Origin of the sequence: Paenibacillus sp. SYP-B3998 (assembly GCF_010820665.1) — a bacterium.
In the GTDB taxonomy this organism is placed as follows: Bacteria; Bacillota; Bacilli; order Paenibacillales; family NBRC-103111; genus Paenibacillus_E.
Map to the genome: position 1 here is coordinate 647,466 of NZ_JAAIKC010000001.1, position 18,703 is coordinate 666,168.

Here is an 18,703-nt window from a genome sequence, read left to right on the forward strand (position 1 = left end):
ATGAAAAAAATAGTCGCCTACGGACTACTCGTTTTTTTCTCATTGCTGTTTCTGATGCCCTTTTATTGGCTCGTATCTACAGCTATGAAATCGCCAGAAGAAATCTATATGTTTCCGCCAAAATGGATTCCTTCAACGCTTCATTTTGATAATTTCGTGCATGCCTGGACGATTCAGCCGTTCAATGACTTTCTGAGAAATTCGTTGACTGTTACGATTTTATGCAATATCGGGCAGCTCCTTTCCTCATCCATGGTTGCCTTCGGGTTTGCGCGGTTCCGTTTCAAAGGCAGAGATGCGCTGTTTATGGTCTTGCTTGCGACGATGATGATTCCCTGGGATGTGACCATGATTCCGCTGTATATGGAGTTTAACTTGTTAGGATGGATCAATACGTTGAAGCCGTTAATTGTACCCGCGTGGTTCGGAGCGCCGTTCTTTATCTTTATGCTTCGTCAGTTTCTGTTGACGCTGCCTCGCGAATTAGAAGAATCGGCAAGTATTGACGGGGCGAGCGCATTTTCAATTTATTTGCGTATCTTCGTGCCTTTGATGGTACCTGCGCTGATTTTAGTTAGCGTTTTCAACATGATGGATACATGGAACGATTATTTGGGGCCGTTAATTTTCTTGAATGACGCAAGCAAGTATACGTTGACGTTAGGTTTGGCGCAGTTTAGAGGGATGTTTGGCGTCGATATGACCTCGATCATGGCCGTAACGACGATCATTTGCATCCCGCCACTCCTTATTTTCTTCATGGCGCAGCGATACATCGTTGAGGGAATTGCCAGTACGGGGATTAAATAAAAACACATCATAGAATGGAGGCCTTGCAGTGCCTGAAATACAACGTAACGATTGGGAAAATCATGAGCTGCTTCACCGTAACCGAATGGAAGCAAGAGCGTATTTCATTCCATTTGCCGATGAGGCATCGGCTTTTACCTTAGAAAGGGGCGGCTCGGACCGCTTCCTGCTGCTCAATGGCCAGTGGGATTTCCACTATGCATCCTCTGCGGCGGAAGCGCCGGAGCACTTCTACAAACAAGAGATTGCAACCGATGAGTGGAGGTCAATTCCTGTTCCAGGACATTGGCAGCTGCATGGATATGGCAAGCCGCATTATACGGATTTATACTATCCATTTCCCGTAGATCCTCCTCGCGTCCCATCAGAGAACCCGACAGGATCTTACCGTCGCACTTTTCAAATTCCGCCGAATTGGGTGGGCCAGCAGATTACGTTGAATTTCCAAGGCGTCGATAGTGCCTTTCACGTATGGGTAAATGGTGTTGAAGTCGGCTACAGCCAAGGAAGCCGTCTTGCTTCTGAATTCGACGTGACGCCCTATGTGAGAGAAGGCAGCAATTTACTAGCTGTGCGGGTTTATCAGTGGTCGGACGGCTCCTATTTGGAAGATCAAGACATGTGGTGGCTAAGCGGAATTTTCCGGGATGTGTACTTGGTCATGCAGCCTAAGCTTCAAGTCTATGATTTCTTTTGCAGAACAGAGTTGGATGCCGAATGTATAGATGCAGAGCTTCAAGTCGACATCACGCTTCGCAATCAGAACGCTTTGCAGCAGGGTGCTGAGATTGATATTCGTTTATTTGATAGTTATTTCTCGGAGATTGCTTCTGTCAGATCAGGAGTTCCGTTCATCGATAACGGCGGGATGACCACAATCAATGAAAGGCTTCATGTTGCGTGCCCCCGCAAGTGGACCGCTGAAACACCATATCTATACGTACTGCTCATAACCATTAGAGATGGAGCAGGTCATGTGCTCGAAACGATTCCTTGGCGAGTCGGCTTCCGTAAAGTTGAGATTGCCGGCGGTCAGATGCTCGTCAATGGGAAAGCGATCATGCTAAGAGGGGTTAACCGGCACGATCACCACCCCGATACAGGACGCGCACTGTCGATCTCGACCATGGTGGAGGATATCCTGCTGATGAAACGGTTCAATATTAATGCCGTCAGGACTGCCCACTACCCGAATGATCCTAGATTTTACGAGTTATGTGATCGTTATGGGCTATATGTCATGGAGGAGACGGATTTGGAAACCCATGGATTTGAACTGTTGGGTGATGAAAATCGGCTCTGCAACGATCCTACATGGGAAGCGCCCTATGTGGATCGCATGGAACGTATGGTCAAGAGGGACAAAAACCATGCCTCTATCCTCATGTGGTCGCTCGGAAATGAATCTGGCTTCGGCAGCAATCATGAGGCGATGGCCGCGTGGTGCCATGCTTATGACAGCACGCGCCTGGTCCATTACGAAGGTGATCGTGAGGCTAAGGTGTGCGATGTGGTAAGTACGATGTACTCCTCACATGAGAAATGCATCGGGTTCGCGGAGAAGGATTCGGATAAACCGCACATTTTGTGTGAATATGCGCATGCAATGGGGAACGGACCGGGAGGTTTGAAGGAGTATTGGGATATTTTCTACAGCTCCCCTCGCATGCAGGGCGGTTTCGTCTGGGAATGGATCGACCATGGACTGCGTCAATATACAGAGACGGGTCAGGCTTATTTCGCTTATGGCGGTGATTTTCAAGATGAGCCCAATAATGGCAATTTTGTCATCGATGGTCTCGTTTCGCCTGATCGGGTGCCATCTCCGGGATTACTGGAATTGAAGAAAATTATGGAACCGATTGTGACAGAAGTGCTAGACGCTGCGTCAGGGCATATTCGCATTCATAACAAATATGATTTCATCACGTTAGAGCATGTAAGGCTGGTATGGCGTGTGGACGTATCAGGTGAGGTTGTACAAAGCGAGGAGCTTGCTGTTCCTAAGATAGCTCCAGGCGCAAGCGCAGAGCTTCATATCCCCTTTCGGAAGCCTACAGCGGCTAATGATGCCGATGCATGGTGTACCTTGAGCTTTGTAACGAAGGCGGACACCATATGGGGGAGTAACGGCCACGAAGTGGCATGGACCCAGTTTGCACTACCTGTGAAGACAGTCATTCAAGTGAAGCCGTCCGTAACGGTGGGCCCGGTGCGTTATGACTTGGAACGCGGGCAGCTACGTGTTGAGGCACTGAATTCGCTTGCTACATTTGATCAGCACAAGGGGTTTCTCAAGGCGTGGCATCAAGCGGGGATTCCTCTATTCCAGAAGGGGCCGCAGCTAACGATCTGGCGAGCCCCAATCGACAATGACATGTACGTCGTTGCCGACATGAGGAAAGCTTATTTGGATCGTATGCAGCACAGTCTACGTGATTTCGCTTGGTCAGAGAATGAAGAAGGTGAACTCGTTGTGAGCAGTCAAATTCGTTTTGCGCCACCAGTTCATGAGTGGGGAATAGACTGCGAATATCGTTACACCTTTGGCCGTAATGGGATTCTGTCATTAGAACTTCATGGCAAACCTTATGGTAATTTACCGGCTGTATTCCCGCGAATCGGTATTGAGCTGGAACTCAACCAAAGCTTGAATAAAGTTGTTTGGAGCGGCAGGGGACCTGGAGAAAGTTATCCGGACAGCCAGCAGGCTAGTCGTTTTGGGAAATATCAATCAGTGATTGACGATCTTTATACGCCATATGTGTATCCACAGGAAAATGGTAATCGATCAGACGTCAAATGGGTATCCTTTACCGATTCAATGGGCGCTGGATTGTTGGTGGCTGGGAAGCCTCAATTCAACTTTAGTGCCCATCCGTACACGACAGCGGACTTGGATGGAGCTAAGCATACAATAGACTTATCCAAACGTGATTACATCACGCTGCATGTAGATTATATGCAAAATGGGCTTGGCTCCAACAGCTGTGGCCCCGCACAGTTGCCCGCGTATCAATTGAAACCACACGAGTTCCTGTTTCAGCTAGACTTTATCCCTTTTAATGAAAATGCGGGATCGGCTGGATGGCATTCTCGGAAGTGAACTTATCCCATAAATAAGAAGTCAGGTCGTTCTTTCGCTTAGGCGAGGTGATCTGGCTTTTTTTCATTTAAAATTCATATGTAATGTGTATAGTAAGCCTATACTTATGACAATTTTCGAAGGGGGAACATCAATGGAATTACGTCGAGCAAACACAACTAAACGATTAGGGATCCCCGAGAAAGAGCGGATCTGGGTATTCACGGCAGTAGGGATGACCGTATTAATCCTCATCGTGGGAATAGGGGGGATGCTGCATATGTCAGCGGCTTCTCTGCACAGCAGAAGCTTTGAACATACGTATAAGAATTATGGGTCTAATGCCAGGTTAGCTTTGTTCTTTGTTTTAGCTTATTATGTACTCTCCTTGCTAATCAAACAGCGAATATGGGGACGCATGGAAATTATGAAAAAAGGGGTTGTCATTTTACTTCGAATCGTACGAAAATGGCATACACCAGCTGCGATCTTAGCGATTGGGCTTATTGTCCTTCATGCAGCCGCGGTATTTGTGTACGGCTTTACATTCAATTTCAGTAATGTGAGCGGTCTTCTTGCGCTTATCGTTCTGCTTCCAGTCCCCGTATCGGGATTGTTCAGATATAAACGGTTAGATCGAAGGTGGCACCTTCGATCAGGGCTAGCATTTGCCGTCTTATTTTTGATTCATGCGTTTCTATAGAACAAAGTACACATGAATGTGTACATACAAGCATCCACCTATATAATCCAAGGATCAGGAACACCTTGGGTTATAAGGTGGATGTTTTTGTATTGCAAGATGTAGAATACTGTATTTTATGTCGAAATATATCGTAAATATAGATTTTATGTCGTTATTCTTTTATACTAAATTAGAAATTACTAGAAACTAGATCTAATAGACTAGCGTTAGAGAAACGGGATAGGGGAGACAAGCGCTTGAGTACGACGAACTGGAACAAATCAAAGTTATGGATTGTGACTGTGACTTTTTTGGTCATTACAGCATTTATGGGAAACGCAGTAGTTAGCGCAGATGAGCAGTCTGCAGTTGCAGCTAACAAAGAGATTGTTAACCCATATCAAACGTATACGTATGATTTAATGTCAGAAGATGTGAAGAAGCTGGCAGCTGCCTATCCGGATCTCATCCAAGTAAAGTCGATCGGTACAACAGCGTACGGGAAGGATATTAAAGCAGTGAAATTAGGCAAAGGTGAAGCTAATGTCTTGATTGACGGGGCTCAGCATGCCAGAGAATGGATGGGAACGAACCTTATCCTTTATATGATCGACCGCTATGCGTATGCCTACGAGCATAATATGAAATTCAACGAGTATGTTGTTCGTGAACTACTCAATCGCTGCTCGATTTGGTTTATTCCAATGGTGAATCCAGATGGTGTAACGCTGCAGCAATTGGGTCCTAGTGCTTTTCCTGAAGAATTAAGCAGTCAGTTCATAAGTATGAATGGTGGCAGTAATGACTTTAACCGATGGAAGGCCAATGCTGAAGGGATTGACATCAACCGACAGTACCCTGCCGATTGGACCGGGATTCGCAATGCCTCCAAATACCCGATGTATAAAAACTACAAAGGAGCGGAGCCCGTGGTCACAGCGGAAGCAAAGAGCATGATTCGGTTTACCTACGAGTCAGATCCTGAAATCGCTTTATCTTACCACACGTCGGGACGGGTCTTATACTGGAACTTTCATACAGATTCCAAAAATTTGGAACGAGATAGGAAAATGGCTGAAACGATTAGCGGTATGACAGGATACAGCTTGGTGATGCCGGAGACCAATCCATCTGGTGGCGGTTACACGGATTGGTTTATCGCGCAATTTGGGCGTCCGGGATTCACGGCTGAATTAGGGCCGTACATTGAAGAAGCGGAACTGCCAATCTGGACGTTTTCCGATATTTGGAAGGAGAATGAGACACTGGGGTTATATTTGGCATCCGAAGGGTACAAGTTGTGGCAACAACGCTATCCAATAGAAACAGTTGAGAATAAATTACAATTACTTGAAACGGTTAAACTATATAATCGACCTAGTGAATCTTTCCCTACAGGTGGGGAAATCTCCAGCGGGAAAGTAAGCTCAGACGCTCGTATGGGGGAATGGTACCGTCTCTCCACCTGGATGGGATCGAAGTGGATTCACCTTGATGAGACTGCCTATCTTCAGGGGTATAGTGAGAAATTCGTTCAACTAATTGACTTAAAAGACGTGACTCCGTTATACAAGTATCCAATTGCTGAGAACATGGAACCCATTGGTAAATTGAACCCTCAGCAGGTGAATACGTTGGAACGTTGGAGGGACTGGGTTCTTATTCACACATGGATGGGAGATGTCTGGATCCCATACAAAGAATAGACGGGTTGCTTTAAGACGCCATTCATGAATTGTAAATACGAGGGGAGCAGCAGCATGTTACATATGCGTCGAAGTTGGCTAGCAATCGCAATCATAGGTTTTCTTATTATCGAAATAGGTAGTCCAGTGGCAAACGCTAAAGCACCAGATCAACCGATCATTTGTGTTGACCCAGGTCATCAACGTTACGGGAACAATGGGCTTGAACCCACAGGGCCTGACGCAAAGGAAATGAAACCAAAGGTTTCGTCGGGAACCAGAGGCGTCAAAACGAAAAAACCGGAATATGTTTTAAGTTTAGAGGCAGCGCTGCTTATTAAAGATAAATTGGAGAAACTGGGCTATCAGGTTGTGATGACTCGTGAAACGCATGACGTCAACATCTCCAATAAGGAAAGAGCTTTGATGTGCAATGAGGTAAATGCGGATTTGGCCGTGCGCCTTCACGCAGATGGAGATAGCTCCGCTCAAACACAAGGAATTTCATTGCTCACTCCGGCATGGAGCGAACATAATAAAACGTTTTATTCACAAAGCAAGGAAGCCGCTCAAAGCGTATTGAACGAGGTTCTAAAAACGACAGGAGCTGCTTCCAGAGGCATTGTGGCACGTTCTGATCTCTCGGGATTCAATTGGTCGGAGGTACCGACCATTTTGGTCGAAATGGGGTTCATGACGAATTCAGATGAAGATGAGAAATTGTCGAATCCCGACTATTTGGACAGATTGGCACAAGGCGTTGTAAACGGCATAAATGTGTATGGTGCTGTACAGGTGGAGGGAACGGAAAAAGCGCAGCAAGCTCACCTTTATTTACCGACTCCTAGTCGTTTATATGAGCTTTTGGATGGCAAAATGATCCGCACCGCGATGTCGCTAACGCCTCAAACGGTACAAGCCTCGGCTTCCTGGGGCAATTGGCACCAAGTAGACACTTGGGTAGGAAGCCGTTGGGTATATACGGGGCCAACTCTAATCGAGATCCAACGGCTAGATAAGGAGCTTGAACTCTCGAATTACACAGCAATGTACCGAAGTCCCTTGGATGAACAGCCGATCGGCGGACTGACCCCTCAAAAGGTTCGAGTTAAAGCGCAATGGCAGAGATGGTACATGATCGAAACTTGGCAAGGCGATGCATGGATATTACAGAAATAGTGGAGAAACCAGGACATTTCGCTTAGGCAATTTGAACTGGTTTTTTCTTTTGGCTTGATATCCTTATGAGGTCATGCTTTAATACAAAGTGAACCTATTTCTGTGTAGAGGAGTTTTAAATAATGGGGGTAGTCAATGCCGTAGAGGCAATCGTAAGTGATTTATTCGACGAGTTTCAAAAAAATTATGAGCTGAAATGCGTCTGTGAGCAATGTCAGGAAGATATTCTTGCTTTAGTCTTAAACCAGATTCCTCCTAAATATACGTCCAGTCAAAAAGGTCAATTATTCGTGAAAAGTCTTTATTTAAATACACAACTGCAATCTGATGTGATGAAAGAACTGACGAGCGCAGTTTTCATTGTGGAGCATAACCAAAACCATTCTGAAGATGGTAGTCTTGCCTAACTGTTCGCCGCATAAGGTGAGCAGTTTTTTTGGGGAATGATAACGGGTCTATTCATATACACGTTGAGGCAGGCTTAAAAAAAGACGCAAGCGGCAATGGATAAGATTGCCGCTTGCGTCTTTTTATATTTCTGCTTATTTAGGGCGACGGAGCAAGCGAATAAAGAAGAATAATCCAATAAAGAAGATGACACCGATGACAGCTACTACCCAGATTAATGTTGTTTTGGATACGGGCTTAGTAGCAGGCGGAGCCTCTGGATTCGTTTTCTGCTCAGCTTTAATGTCGAATGACAAAACCTCATTGGATTTGCTCATCACGACAACTTGGCTTGATTTCTGTTCGTTGTTGAGAAATTGAAGCAAGTTGGTATGTACAAAGCTATCTTTCGCTTTTTTGTTATTTTCTCCAGGCTGGAAGACGGCCATGACACGTTCTTTATCCCACATCGAGGTTTGAATCCATGCGGCATAGTCCGTTGTTTCATTAATAATGTTGGAATTAGGTAAGTGCTGGAATTGCCCATTGCCAGAATTTACTAACAATTGATCCATATAGCTTTGAAGCGATACGAATGTATTGGGATTACCAATAACAATGACGTTGCGATCCTTAAGCTTTTTAGCGAGTTCAGGATCTTGATCTCGGACAATGTCTATTGCGCCATGGTTGGAAGACTGACTCGTCATTTCTCTAGTTAGAGTGGCTAACTGACTCAAAAAAGCACCATCAACGTCTTTTGGCAAAAGAAATACGGTATGATCAAGCCCTTGATCTCCGACAAAAGGAGCAGGCCAATTTTTGAAGCTAGTCTCCTTCTGAACCTCATGGGGAATCTGGATCGTACTATTTTTGTCGATGAATATCCATTTACCGTTATTTGATTTTGGCCCGCACGCGTTGGTGTGCGTTTCATTTAAATGCGCCGAGAATGCCATAGTTAAAGTATTCGTTTTTGTTTCTTTCACGTAAGGGGCTAGCGGGATAGGAAGAAGAAAGCTATCATCTTCCTTTTTTGCTTTAACAATTTCCGCAAATGAAAATGTTTTGGGAATGTCATTAATGATCACTGTTAATCCTGCAGTCCCATTGGAGGCAACCGAGGCTGTGCTTTTGTTATCTTTGGAAACGATGATGTCGTTCTGCAAAAGTGAGGATACCCGCACTTTTAGTGTCAATTGACTTTCTCCGGTCAGACTCCAGTATGAAGGAATCGTATAGGTCAAGCGGTCCGAATTAAGATTTGAATCATCAAGTTTAATGTTGGAAGTGCCTAGTGACTCAAATGTAATTGGTTTTATTGGGGTTACCGTTTCAGCTGCTCTTGTTGAAGTATCGATGACTAGATGATTTCCGGCTAGTTGATCAACAAAGTTTTTTTCAGTCAATAAATGAATGTGCTCCTTGATGATCTTATCGTCTGCCGCAGAAACAAGAAGAACTTGTTTAACCTCATTTTTAATTTGGTCTTTTACCGCAAAAGTATCCATGCTCAGCTGTTGGCCTTGCACCTGAATTTGATTAGCTTGTAGCATTTGTTTAATTGGCCCGCCCCAATCGCTGATACTGCCGAGAGCAATGGCTGGAATAAGGCGGCCTTTACTCAACCATTCGGATTCAGTCATGATTGGCGTAGATCTTTTAGTGGCGGTGTTCGATGAAAAATAAGTAGCGACCTGCATAGCCGAAGAAATTAAATCAGCTGAAGGATGATCTGGAAGCAAAACAGCCCCATACATTTCATCCTGTACACTTTGTTCTACAAATGGAAACGGGTAGTTCTTAAGCGCATCATTCGTCGTAAACGTTGTCGTTGTATTTAAGAAAATGGCAGTTGAACGATTGATTTTCACCCAATTCGCAGGATTTTCCTCATCGCTGCATAGATCGTCAGAGACTGTGCTATGTTTGACAATCGTAACGTTATGGAAACCTGGTGTCACGTCTTCACTGCCTAAGAAAATTCTTTTTATAAGTCGGGAACTTGTATCTTTGGTAAGAGAGATACTCTTAAGCGGCCTACCATCGATTGCTACCGTAATCGTAGAACTCGTAGGAAGGAGTAAATCTGAATAACTGATATCCAAGTCGATATAACTGCCATCACTTACGTCAGCTTTTGGTACGCTATAAAATAACTGCTGTGTACTATCAACCCTCGTCATGGAGATATTTTCATTTGTTAGATGCGATAAGTACCCGGGGGAGGCGGATGAAACATTAGAGCTGAATGTAGCTTGAGAGCCGTCTTTCAAATAAGTTGCGGCGATATCCAACTTTTTCTCTAGGTTAGGATCAGTGCTTTCGGCGTAAACGGAGAGCAAAGGTTGGGTGGTAAGCTGTGCGGCTAGCAGACCTAAGCTGCTGCAGATAATTGTTTTGCGGTAGAAGTTCATTCGTTCAAACACCTTTCCTTGCAAATATAATTAGGAGACGGATCCATCTTGCTTTTTCGTTTGTTGGAAGCGCTCCGTTTTGTACCATTTGGTTTCTTGCTTCAGCAAAACACGCTTCATTTCCAAGAATAAGGAATAGAGGACTAGAAGAATCCAAAACTGTGAGTAAGTGAGGTACATGAGCGATACAATGAAAAAGTTTCGTATGTTGAGTTCTGTCTTTTCGATACCAAGAGCGATCATAACCTCGGTAATGTAAAGGAAGTAGGCCAAAATCCAGAGAATAATCGAGACCATACCCACATTGAGATGGAGATCTACGAATAAATTGACAATAAATAAACAGTCAGAAACGATGACGCCGAAAAAGAAAAGGAAATAAGTGAAGAAGAAATAAATCAGGTCGAATATGATACTTTTCCGCTTCAGGGTAAATAGTTTCGCCATGAATTTAAGCACGACATACTGGTTACCTCGAGCCCAGCGTGTACGCTGTTTCCACCATACTTTCCATGTTTCAGGTTCTTGCTCCCAGGTGATGGCTGCAGGAAAGAAGCGAATGTGATACCCCATATTGTAGACACGAATCGTAAGTTCCGTATCTTCTGCCAAGGCCTTCTCATCCCAACCGCCGAGCTCCTCAATAATGCTGCGCCTTATGGCAAAATTGGTCCCGGGGATGGTTGCTACATTAAACCAGTGAAAGCGACCGCCTTGCGCCATCCATTGGAAGCAAATCGTTTCAATATTAATAAAACGTGTCAGTAGGGTCTGAGCTGCATTGATGACGCGGAACTTGCCAACAATGGCTCCTGCTTTTGGATCGTTAAGCATTGCAAGAACTAGATAGTACACGGCTTTACGTTCTGGTGTATTATCAGCATCATAGACGACGATAATGTCACCCGTGGCATGTTTAAATCCGTGATTCAAGGCGCCAGACTTACCACCGCCAATGTTGGGTGGGACGAGATGAACGACTTTCAATTGGGGATATCGGCTGGAGTAGCTGTCAGCGATCTCCCCGGTTCGATCCTTGGAATTGTCATTTATAATGATAATTTCCAACAAATCTTTTGGATATTCTAGCTTAAGCATTGCTTTAATCGTTCTTTCGATCACGACATCTTCATTATGTGCGGGGATCATAACGCTTACCTTAGGCCAGGGATGGTTCTTTTTCTCCCATTCGGCAATTGGGCGCCGGTAGCGGAGATAATGCATATAACCACCCTGCATGAGAAACATATGGTACAACAGCATGAGCCATATGACGGTCAATGAGGCATAAAACATAATATTAGCCACTGATGTTTCGCTCCTCAAATAATTGTTTGCGTAGGTTCATCCTCATGCTAAAGGTGTAAAGGATAAAAAGCAGAACCATAATCGTCACGAGTATAGCAATGCCCCAGAGGATCACTTCTACGCTTCCTAAACGTTTAATGGTTTGCACCACCTGTTGTTGTTCCGAGTGGGGTGAGGCATTCCTGTAATTGATTTGTCCCTGCGGGTCAGTAGTGATTGTAAGATTAGGCGTACGGACAGAAGCATTCATTTTCCTTAAATCCAGCCAATTCAAATTCGGGATATGCTCGACATGCGAGATAAGGGTTTCTAATTTATCCAAGCCCAGGTAAGGGTGATAAAACATGCCCAACATGCCATCTTGGATGAATAGCATTTCACTTATTTTTTGATCTAAATCGGACTCGGGTGTGAGGGATGTGTTGTCATAGAAACCGATCGTTTCTGGAAGCAAAGTCATACCATGTAGAAAAGTTGGCGCTGATTGATATGGCGATACGCCCATGTGTTCCCAATCATTATCACTAATCTGTGTTTGGCCAAGCAGATAGTTGAAGTAATGCGAAACAATTTCATAGCCGGCTTGGCTCATTACATAGTGAGGCGCTTCAAAGCCAAGCGGGTACAAGCCCAGGTCCGTTAACTCTCGGATGCCACTTTCAATTCTGCTATTGACATAGGTTTCCTCAAAGGCCTGTAGTCCCTCCATGTAAGAGTCATAGTGATCCTTGGAAGAAAACTCAAATCGTTTCTTCACTTTTGTATCGCTATCCGAAGGACCCCAGATGGGGGTGTTATTTCTTACATCCCAGAACTCGAATCCTTCTCCTGTCTCCGTTGACCTGTATTGATGGGTGTACCCGTGCAGGAGTATACTTGCGCCGCGATCTTGAAGATAGCGTAATACCTCAACGATTTGCGGCGAATCTGACAAATGGTACTGCTTCTTCGTTTCCGGGTTTGTATAAACCGGAATGAGCGCTATCATGAAGGGAATCCCTTTATCAGCCAAATAATCGCCAGTTTCCTTTAACAGCTTAGGATCAGACTGGGGGTGAACGTCTTCCAGTCGAATAGAGGCCAGACGTTCGGAACGTAGTGGTTTGCCGAAAAAACTCGCAAGTCCTTCGCTTAAGTATAAGTTGAATGGGTTGTATAGGTTATGTGATGCATAATAAGCGCTGTTTTCGTATTGGATAAATAAAGGAAAGGAGAGATCGCCCCTCCACCCTTGAAAAAGGGTAGTTCCTTGTTTCAACTCGACTTGAGTAATTGGATAATTGACCTCAAGCAGTTGAAAAATCGGTTCTTTAGTCGACGGGTCAACCTTAGAAATTTGATTAATGGCGGTTTCAGATCGAGTTGTCATGAAAGAGAAACGTGAACTGAGCTGATCCACATTTTCTCCTATGGCTAGGGTCTGTCCTTTAAATTCAGTAATAAGCTGAATGGTTGGTGCCGGGAGCTTTTTGGCTATACCACCGTAATAGACCAGATGCGTAATGTTTTGCAAATCGTTGCTCGTCACGGATTCATCTTCTTTAAAAGAAACGTTTTGCGCAAACTGTCCTAGCAACAAATCTAATAATCTAACCGACTCGTTGATTGAATCAGAGTCGGCTGAATAGATAACCAGTACCTTAGGATCGATTGGATTGGGACTGTTAGAGAATGCTGTGCTCATAGGTAGAAGTGTGAAGCTGGAAATGATGAACAAGCTAGTAAAGACCCAAAGACGTTTTAGGTTATTGCATATATGCTTCAAGTTCTTGCTTTGCATTTTCAATCAACTCCGAGTAATCATTCATTTCACGTTTGAAACTGGCAGCGCCGAAAGAAAGTGTAAGGGTAACTTCTTTTTTTCCATTGGCGAGTTTATGGTACTTGAGTAATTCCTCGATTTTATCAAGCACGAACTGGACGTTTTCTTCGCCTGTATTAAATAAAATCGTTGCAAACATGTCGTCTTCCACTCTAAACTTGCGATCACTTATCCGTGTTTGTTTCCACAAAACATCCGAAAGCGACTTGATCAAATGCTTTTTCTCTTCCGGACCATACAATTTTTCATACTCTTTAAAGTACTTAAACTGAATCAGAAGGAGTGTGAAGGGTGTATTCGTGCGTATGGATCGCTTAAATTCCTCTTCTAGTTCCAAATGAAACCTTTTCTTGTTATCAAATCCAGTCGCTTCGTCAATCGTGACAAGCTCATCGAATTTGCTTACCATTTCTTTGTGTTCGTTAACTATTGTGACACTCCATCTGTGAAGAAGCCCGCTAATTAAGGCAGAAGCGCCTATGGCGATCATCCAAATAACAATCTCTTTAACTGATAATATAGTTACCGATGAGAAGAACACATTCCAGATGAGCACAGAGCCGAGTAGAAACATGGCAGAAAGACTGATCCCCAACCCAAGCAGTAGTCCACCAAGCATACTTACCCAAGAAATGATAAGGACACTCGCAAAAAGAGTCAGTGTTATCCAAGGAATCGTAGTAAACCCATTCGCATATAAGGTTAATGCCACGATGAAGAGTAAGAAAATACTCTGAATAATGAAGAAGGGTTTCGTATTATTGTAAAATCCTTGCATTATAAAGCTTCCTTTCTGCTAATAAAGGGACAAGATTATCAAAAATATGAGTATCCACTGGTTGATAATTCATGTAACCGCCGTAGTATTCGCTAGTTGGATTAAGGGTTTGGAAACGAATCATACGGTAATAGAGATCTTTTGCAAACTCGCTATCATTGTGTTCCAACGCGCAAAGAATGGCCAACCCGTATACAGAAGGGGATTCAAATTCAACGGCTCGTTTTTTTGTAGTGATGTCATACTTACCATATAAAATTGAATCGTCTTGAAAGGATTTCTTCAAGAAAGACCAAAACTCTGAATCTTTTTGTCCGAATTTGGCTGTAGAATATTCAACGAAGAGTTGATCCAGTAAGTTAACCTGATCATGATATTCATAAGTGCCCTCGTTCACATGATAATTGAATGGATAAAACCCATTGTTCAAAGGTAGATTGATCATGAATTTCTTCGTTTTTTGGTACGCATCTTCGGTTATTTTGCTTTGTTCGTAAAGATTGACGATGGAGAAAGCATCTAAATAAGCGATTGTGATGACATTACTAGGCCACTCCTTCGAATAATCATAAAAATCCCTGAACGTGTTGTTTACGTATTGTCTTTTGAGGATACTTCTTGTGATGGTGTCTGCTGTTTTCTTGAAATCGGCATCTTCCCATTTAGTTCCAGCGCTGTAAAGGTCGTATGTAATACGCAAATCATCAACAAGTGCATTCGTTGTAACTGGTTTTCCGTTTGGATTGACCTTCCAAGCGATCCAACCATCAGACTTCATAAAGCTGTTTTTAATAACTTCGGCATTTTTACGAAATAATGTTAGATCTCCCTTTTCGTAAGCATATTGAAGCCAGAGCCCCATGGATTCCGATAAAGCGTCGTGACCAACCGCTGTTTGCGGATCTGTCGTTTTATTGGATTTCAAATTCGTTCTTAATGTTCCATTCGCATTCAGCATATGGGAAAGAATGAATTGCTCTCCGGGAAGTACACGTTCTATTGATTCTGTGCTCTGCGAATTCACATCGGTTACTGCTAAGTACTTATGATCCAATGGTAGGAGGTCGTATATGACTATAGCACTAGAAACTATACTAAAACTGAACAAGGCTTTTTTGAATAATGTCATTTGATCCCCCAAAAAGATATATTTAATAAATTTTAAAGGTGTTTAGAATGATATGCAACTGGAAAAAAGTGGGTTTGCATAGTTCTTTATAACTACTAAGAAGAAATTAAAGCGAAAAATAGGCCTTTATGACTGTAATTGTTGTGGACTTAGGTCTTTGTGGTTAGTGGATATTCCCGTGTTTAGCGTGTGTAATTTCGTTTAACCATTTTCTCTATTTGTATATCGTACACGTTAAAGGGGGATAATTATTGACTTAGGAACTAGCCATTTATTATAATTCAATTAGTTCATTCAATGGATTTATAAATAAAACACGGAAAGAGGCTTTCTATGGATGAGACGCAAATTTTATTAACTCAATTAAAAAGAGAAGAAGATATTTTAAAGTTCGACGTATTTACGAATGAAACGGCGCTACAATTAGGTGCGAAATTCGTTGAAGTGGCTCTGGAGAGAAAACTTCCGGTTGCGATTGATATTTCCAGAGGTGATTTGCAGCTTTTTCGCGCCGCATTGCCGAATTCTACGAAAGATACGGATAGTTGGATAAGAAAAAAGAATCGTGTCGTGAATCATTTTTTTCAGAGCTCTTATCGAGTAGGCACTCATATGAAGCAATTACACATGAGCATGCAGGATTATGCTTTACTAGATCCAATGGAATATGCGGCTAACGGAGGCGCCTTTCCGATCTTCGTTGACCGTGTGGGCTTTATTGGCACCATTACGGTAGCGGGGCTTTCACAAGAAGAGGATCACGAACTCGTTATAACGGTTTTAAAACAATTTCTGAATAAGGATGTTTAAAAGCACGCAGCCAGTCTCAACATGAGGCTGGCTGCGTGCTTTACGGATGATCATCAATTACCCATTTAAAATGGCATTAATGGTTTGGAGCTCGCTTTCACTAAAATCCAAATTGTTGATAGCGGCCACATTTTCTTCAATCTGGCTTACTCTGCTGGCGCCTACGAGTGCTGAAGTAACATGGTTACCACGCAAAACCCAAGCAATTGCCATTTGAGCCAGGGATTGATCTCTAGCTGCTGCAAGCTCATTAAGCTTACGGGTTTTACTTAAGATGTCTTCGGTGATGTGCTCTGGTTTTAAAAATCTGCTTCCGCTTGCCGCTCTTGAATCCGCTGGGATTTCCGATAAATACTTATTCGTTAAAATCCCTTGGGCTAATGGGAAGAAAGCAATGCTTCCTACACCTTCATCCTCAAGCAAGTCGAGCAAACCATCCTCAACCGTACGATCAAGCATGGAATAAGCGGGTTGATGGATTAAACAAGGCGTTCCCAGTTTATTTAGCGCATCAATTGCTGCTTTGGATTCGTTCACATCGTACGAAGAAATTCCTACGTACAAAGCCTTACCTTGTCGGACGAGTAAGTCGAGTGCGCCCATCGTTTCTTCGATAGGTGTGTTGGGATCAGGTCTGTGGTGATAGTAAATGTCGACGTAGTCAAGGCCTAGACGCTTGAGACTTTGATCCAGACTTGCTACTAGATATTTCTTAGAACCCTCGTCTCCGTAAGGTCCTGGCCACATATCCCACCCTGCTTTCGTAGAAATGATCATTTCATCGCGGTGAGAAGCGAAATCAAGTTTGATGATCTTGCCGAGTGTTTCTTCTGAAGAACCTCCCGGCCAACCGTAGTTATTCGCAACGTCGAAATGGGTGATGCCTAAATCGAAAGCACGGCGAACCATCTCGCGGCAGTTGTTGAATACGAAGCCGTCTCCGAAATTATGCCATAGCCCAAGTGAGATGGCAGGCAGCTTTAAGCCGCTTTTGCCGCACCTATTATATTTCATGTCTGCATATCTTTGTAGGCTTGGTTGATAGATCATGTCTTAATGCCTCCTCTTTATGGGGTTCCATTAATCCAATAATTAATAAATTGCTGGGTCTCAGTCGCATCATTCATAGCGCCTTCAAACCACCAAACGCCTGATCCCGCGACCTTTGCTCCTTCAGAAATGGCATTATTCACTGCGATCGAATGGTTCATCGCGTTTTCGTAAGCTTGATGCCACTGCGTAAGGCGAGATATCCCTTGACCAAGCGGGAGTAGTTCGCAATTTGTAGTGCTCAGGGCATTGCTAATTCTTTTTACGTTATCCTTAATGGCTAGCTGGTAGGACGCGGCATCCGTTGTGTATGGATTCGCAGGGTAAGGAGCGGTTCCGCTTGTATCCCCCGTGTCATAATCCATAAATACGATCATATCCAGCAAAGCGCCGAATTGCGTCAGTTCATTATCTGGCATGTATAAAGAGAAAGGATTTCCGCAGATCGAAAGATGTTTCGTCGGACCAATAGCAGCTCGGACTTTTTGAATTAAAAGACGGTAGTCCTCGCTTCTAGCACCGGGTCCAAGCGGTTCAAAGTCCATATCGATGCCATCTAATCCGAACGTGTCAACAAGATATTTCGCATGGGCTGCAATTCGATCATGCATAACTGCTTTGCTTACCGTAGGCGTATGAATAACTCCTTTATTATCGGAGTAAGGTACTGCTTGCACGTGAAGGGAACTGTTCCCATTAATAGAACCAATTAATTTCATCGTCGGATCATAGGATCTTGATTTGGCAACCCAGTTAGAAAGTGTTGCGTAGGCTGCTGGATCAGCCGTTCCGTCAACTGCACCGCCGACGGTATCCTCATAAGTAGCTGTGCCGGCGACTCTATCGAAAAAACCAACATCGATCATTTGATATTTGATCTTATAGGTTTTCATGTTAGTAATCACGTTCTGAATGGAAGCATCCGTTTGAGGGAACATGACCCAATCCGGGTTGGTGAAGGTTACATTTTTTTGTCGGTAAGACGAATCAAGCGTCCAAGCTTGAACTTCAACAAAGTGGTTGTAGGCATTAACGCTGCTGCCATTGGAATAAATCCGTAAGTATCTTGCGTTTACTGGATTGAAAGTGATTGTCTTTCCTGCACTAGTTTCAGCGTATTCCGCATTCGTGCCTGTTCCTAAGCCAGCAGAGTTATTCGTATCATTGTTAAATACCGTTGTTGTTCCGCTGCCGAAAGTTGAAGAGCTCGACAGCCTAACAATGACATCTTTATAGGTTCTGCCATCGCTAAAATAATGCCACAGATTTACTTTATTAATGGAGTAGCTAGCGCCAAAATCTATCTGAATATACTTAAGTCCAGAAGCAGCCTCAGCAAAGGAATTGCTATCATTGCTTACGCCGTCTGTAGCCAACGCTTTGTTCGTTAAAGTTGCATTTGACGTTATAACTTTCCCAGCAGCAACATTTTGGCTAGCAGCAGAAGCATCGGGTGCAAGAAGAGTTAAGCTTAACGTGAATGCCAGGGTAAGTACCATGAGCGAAGAAATCGATAAAGAAATCATTTTTTTCAACATAAAAGGGTAGCCTCCAAATT

General features: G+C 43.6%; 14 protein-coding genes. 7 read left to right on the top strand and 7 right to left on the bottom strand.

The window, feature by feature from the left end; genetic code table 11:
- The 6 genes from GK047_RS02885 (at position 1) to GK047_RS02910 (ending at position 7,851) form a co-directional block, all read left to right on the top strand.
- Positions 1-810 (top strand): carbohydrate ABC transporter permease, encoded by an 810-nt coding sequence (locus tag GK047_RS02885; protein WP_163943575.1) that lies wholly within the window; start codon positions 1-3, stop codon positions 808-810.
- 28 nt (positions 811-838) lie between these two features.
- Positions 839-3,916, top strand: coding sequence for a glycoside hydrolase family 2 TIM barrel-domain containing protein (locus GK047_RS02890; RefSeq protein WP_346010276.1), 3,078 nt, complete (start codon positions 839-841; stop codon positions 3,914-3,916).
- Between the two features lie 133 nt (positions 3,917-4,049).
- Complete coding sequence (locus tag GK047_RS02895; protein ID WP_163940872.1) at positions 4,050-4,598, top strand: hypothetical protein; 549 nt, start codon at positions 4,050-4,052, stop codon at positions 4,596-4,598.
- Positions 4,599-4,837: 239 nt separating this feature from the next.
- The gene (locus GK047_RS02900; protein WP_163940874.1) at positions 4,838-6,286 is read left to right on the top strand and encodes a M14 family zinc carboxypeptidase; all 1,449 of its coding nucleotides are present in this window, start codon (positions 4,838-4,840) and stop codon (positions 6,284-6,286) included.
- A gap of 54 nt (positions 6,287-6,340) precedes the next feature.
- Positions 6,341-7,444: an N-acetylmuramoyl-L-alanine amidase gene (locus GK047_RS02905; RefSeq protein ID WP_163940876.1), complete on the top strand. Its 1,104-nt coding sequence runs from the start codon at positions 6,341-6,343 to the stop codon at positions 7,442-7,444.
- A gap of 122 nt (positions 7,445-7,566) precedes the next feature.
- Complete coding sequence (locus GK047_RS02910) at positions 7,567-7,851, top strand: late competence development ComFB family protein (RefSeq protein ID WP_163940878.1); 285 nt, start codon at positions 7,567-7,569, stop codon at positions 7,849-7,851.
- A gap of 135 nt (positions 7,852-7,986) precedes the next feature.
- Here GK047_RS02910 and GK047_RS02915 read toward each other — a convergent pair whose 3' ends face one another.
- The 5 genes from GK047_RS02915 to GK047_RS02935 all read right to left on the bottom strand — a co-directional run bounded on the left by GK047_RS02915 (position 7,987) and on the right by GK047_RS02935 (position 15,285).
- Positions 7,987-10,248: a cellulose biosynthesis cyclic di-GMP-binding regulatory protein BcsB gene (locus GK047_RS02915; RefSeq protein ID WP_205516230.1), complete on the bottom strand. Its 2,262-nt coding sequence runs from the start codon at positions 10,246-10,248 to the stop codon at positions 7,987-7,989.
- A gap of 30 nt (positions 10,249-10,278) precedes the next feature.
- The gene (locus GK047_RS02920; protein WP_163940882.1) at positions 10,279-11,556 is read right to left on the bottom strand and encodes a glycosyltransferase; all 1,278 of its coding nucleotides are present in this window, start codon (positions 11,554-11,556) and stop codon (positions 10,279-10,281) included.
- Positions 11,549-13,240, bottom strand: coding sequence for a polysaccharide deacetylase family protein (locus GK047_RS02925; protein WP_163940884.1), 1,692 nt, complete (start codon positions 13,238-13,240; stop codon positions 11,549-11,551). The genes GK047_RS02920 and GK047_RS02925 overlap by 8 nt, the downstream gene beginning before the upstream one ends.
- Positions 13,241-13,301: 61 nt before the next feature.
- Positions 13,302-14,156, bottom strand: a complete 855-nt coding sequence (locus GK047_RS02930) for a GGDEF domain-containing protein (RefSeq protein ID WP_163940886.1) — start codon at positions 14,154-14,156, stop codon at positions 13,302-13,304.
- Positions 14,137-15,285, bottom strand: a complete 1,149-nt coding sequence (locus GK047_RS02935; RefSeq protein WP_163940888.1) for a hypothetical protein — start codon at positions 15,283-15,285, stop codon at positions 14,137-14,139. The genes GK047_RS02930 and GK047_RS02935 overlap by 20 nt, the downstream gene beginning before the upstream one ends.
- A gap of 333 nt (positions 15,286-15,618) precedes the next feature.
- On the opposite strand from GK047_RS02935, the gene GK047_RS02940 reads away from it, so the two are divergent.
- The gene (locus GK047_RS02940; RefSeq protein ID WP_163940890.1) at positions 15,619-16,095 is read left to right on the top strand and encodes a heme-degrading domain-containing protein; all 477 of its coding nucleotides are present in this window, start codon (positions 15,619-15,621) and stop codon (positions 16,093-16,095) included.
- A 57-nt stretch (positions 16,096-16,152) separates the two neighbouring features.
- Here GK047_RS02940 and GK047_RS02945 read toward each other — a convergent pair whose 3' ends face one another.
- Both GK047_RS02945 and GK047_RS02950 read right to left on the bottom strand, forming a co-directional pair.
- Entirely contained in the window at positions 16,153-17,145 is a 993-nt protein-coding gene (locus GK047_RS02945) for an aldo/keto reductase (protein WP_163940892.1), read from the bottom strand.
- Positions 17,146-17,162: 17 nt separating this feature from the next.
- Positions 17,163-18,683 carry a galactose-binding domain-containing protein gene (locus GK047_RS02950; RefSeq protein WP_163940894.1) on the bottom strand — a complete coding sequence of 507 codons (1,521 nt, stop codon included), beginning with the start codon at positions 18,681-18,683 and terminating at the stop codon, positions 17,163-17,165.
- Between the last annotated feature and the right edge of the window lie 20 nt (positions 18,684-18,703).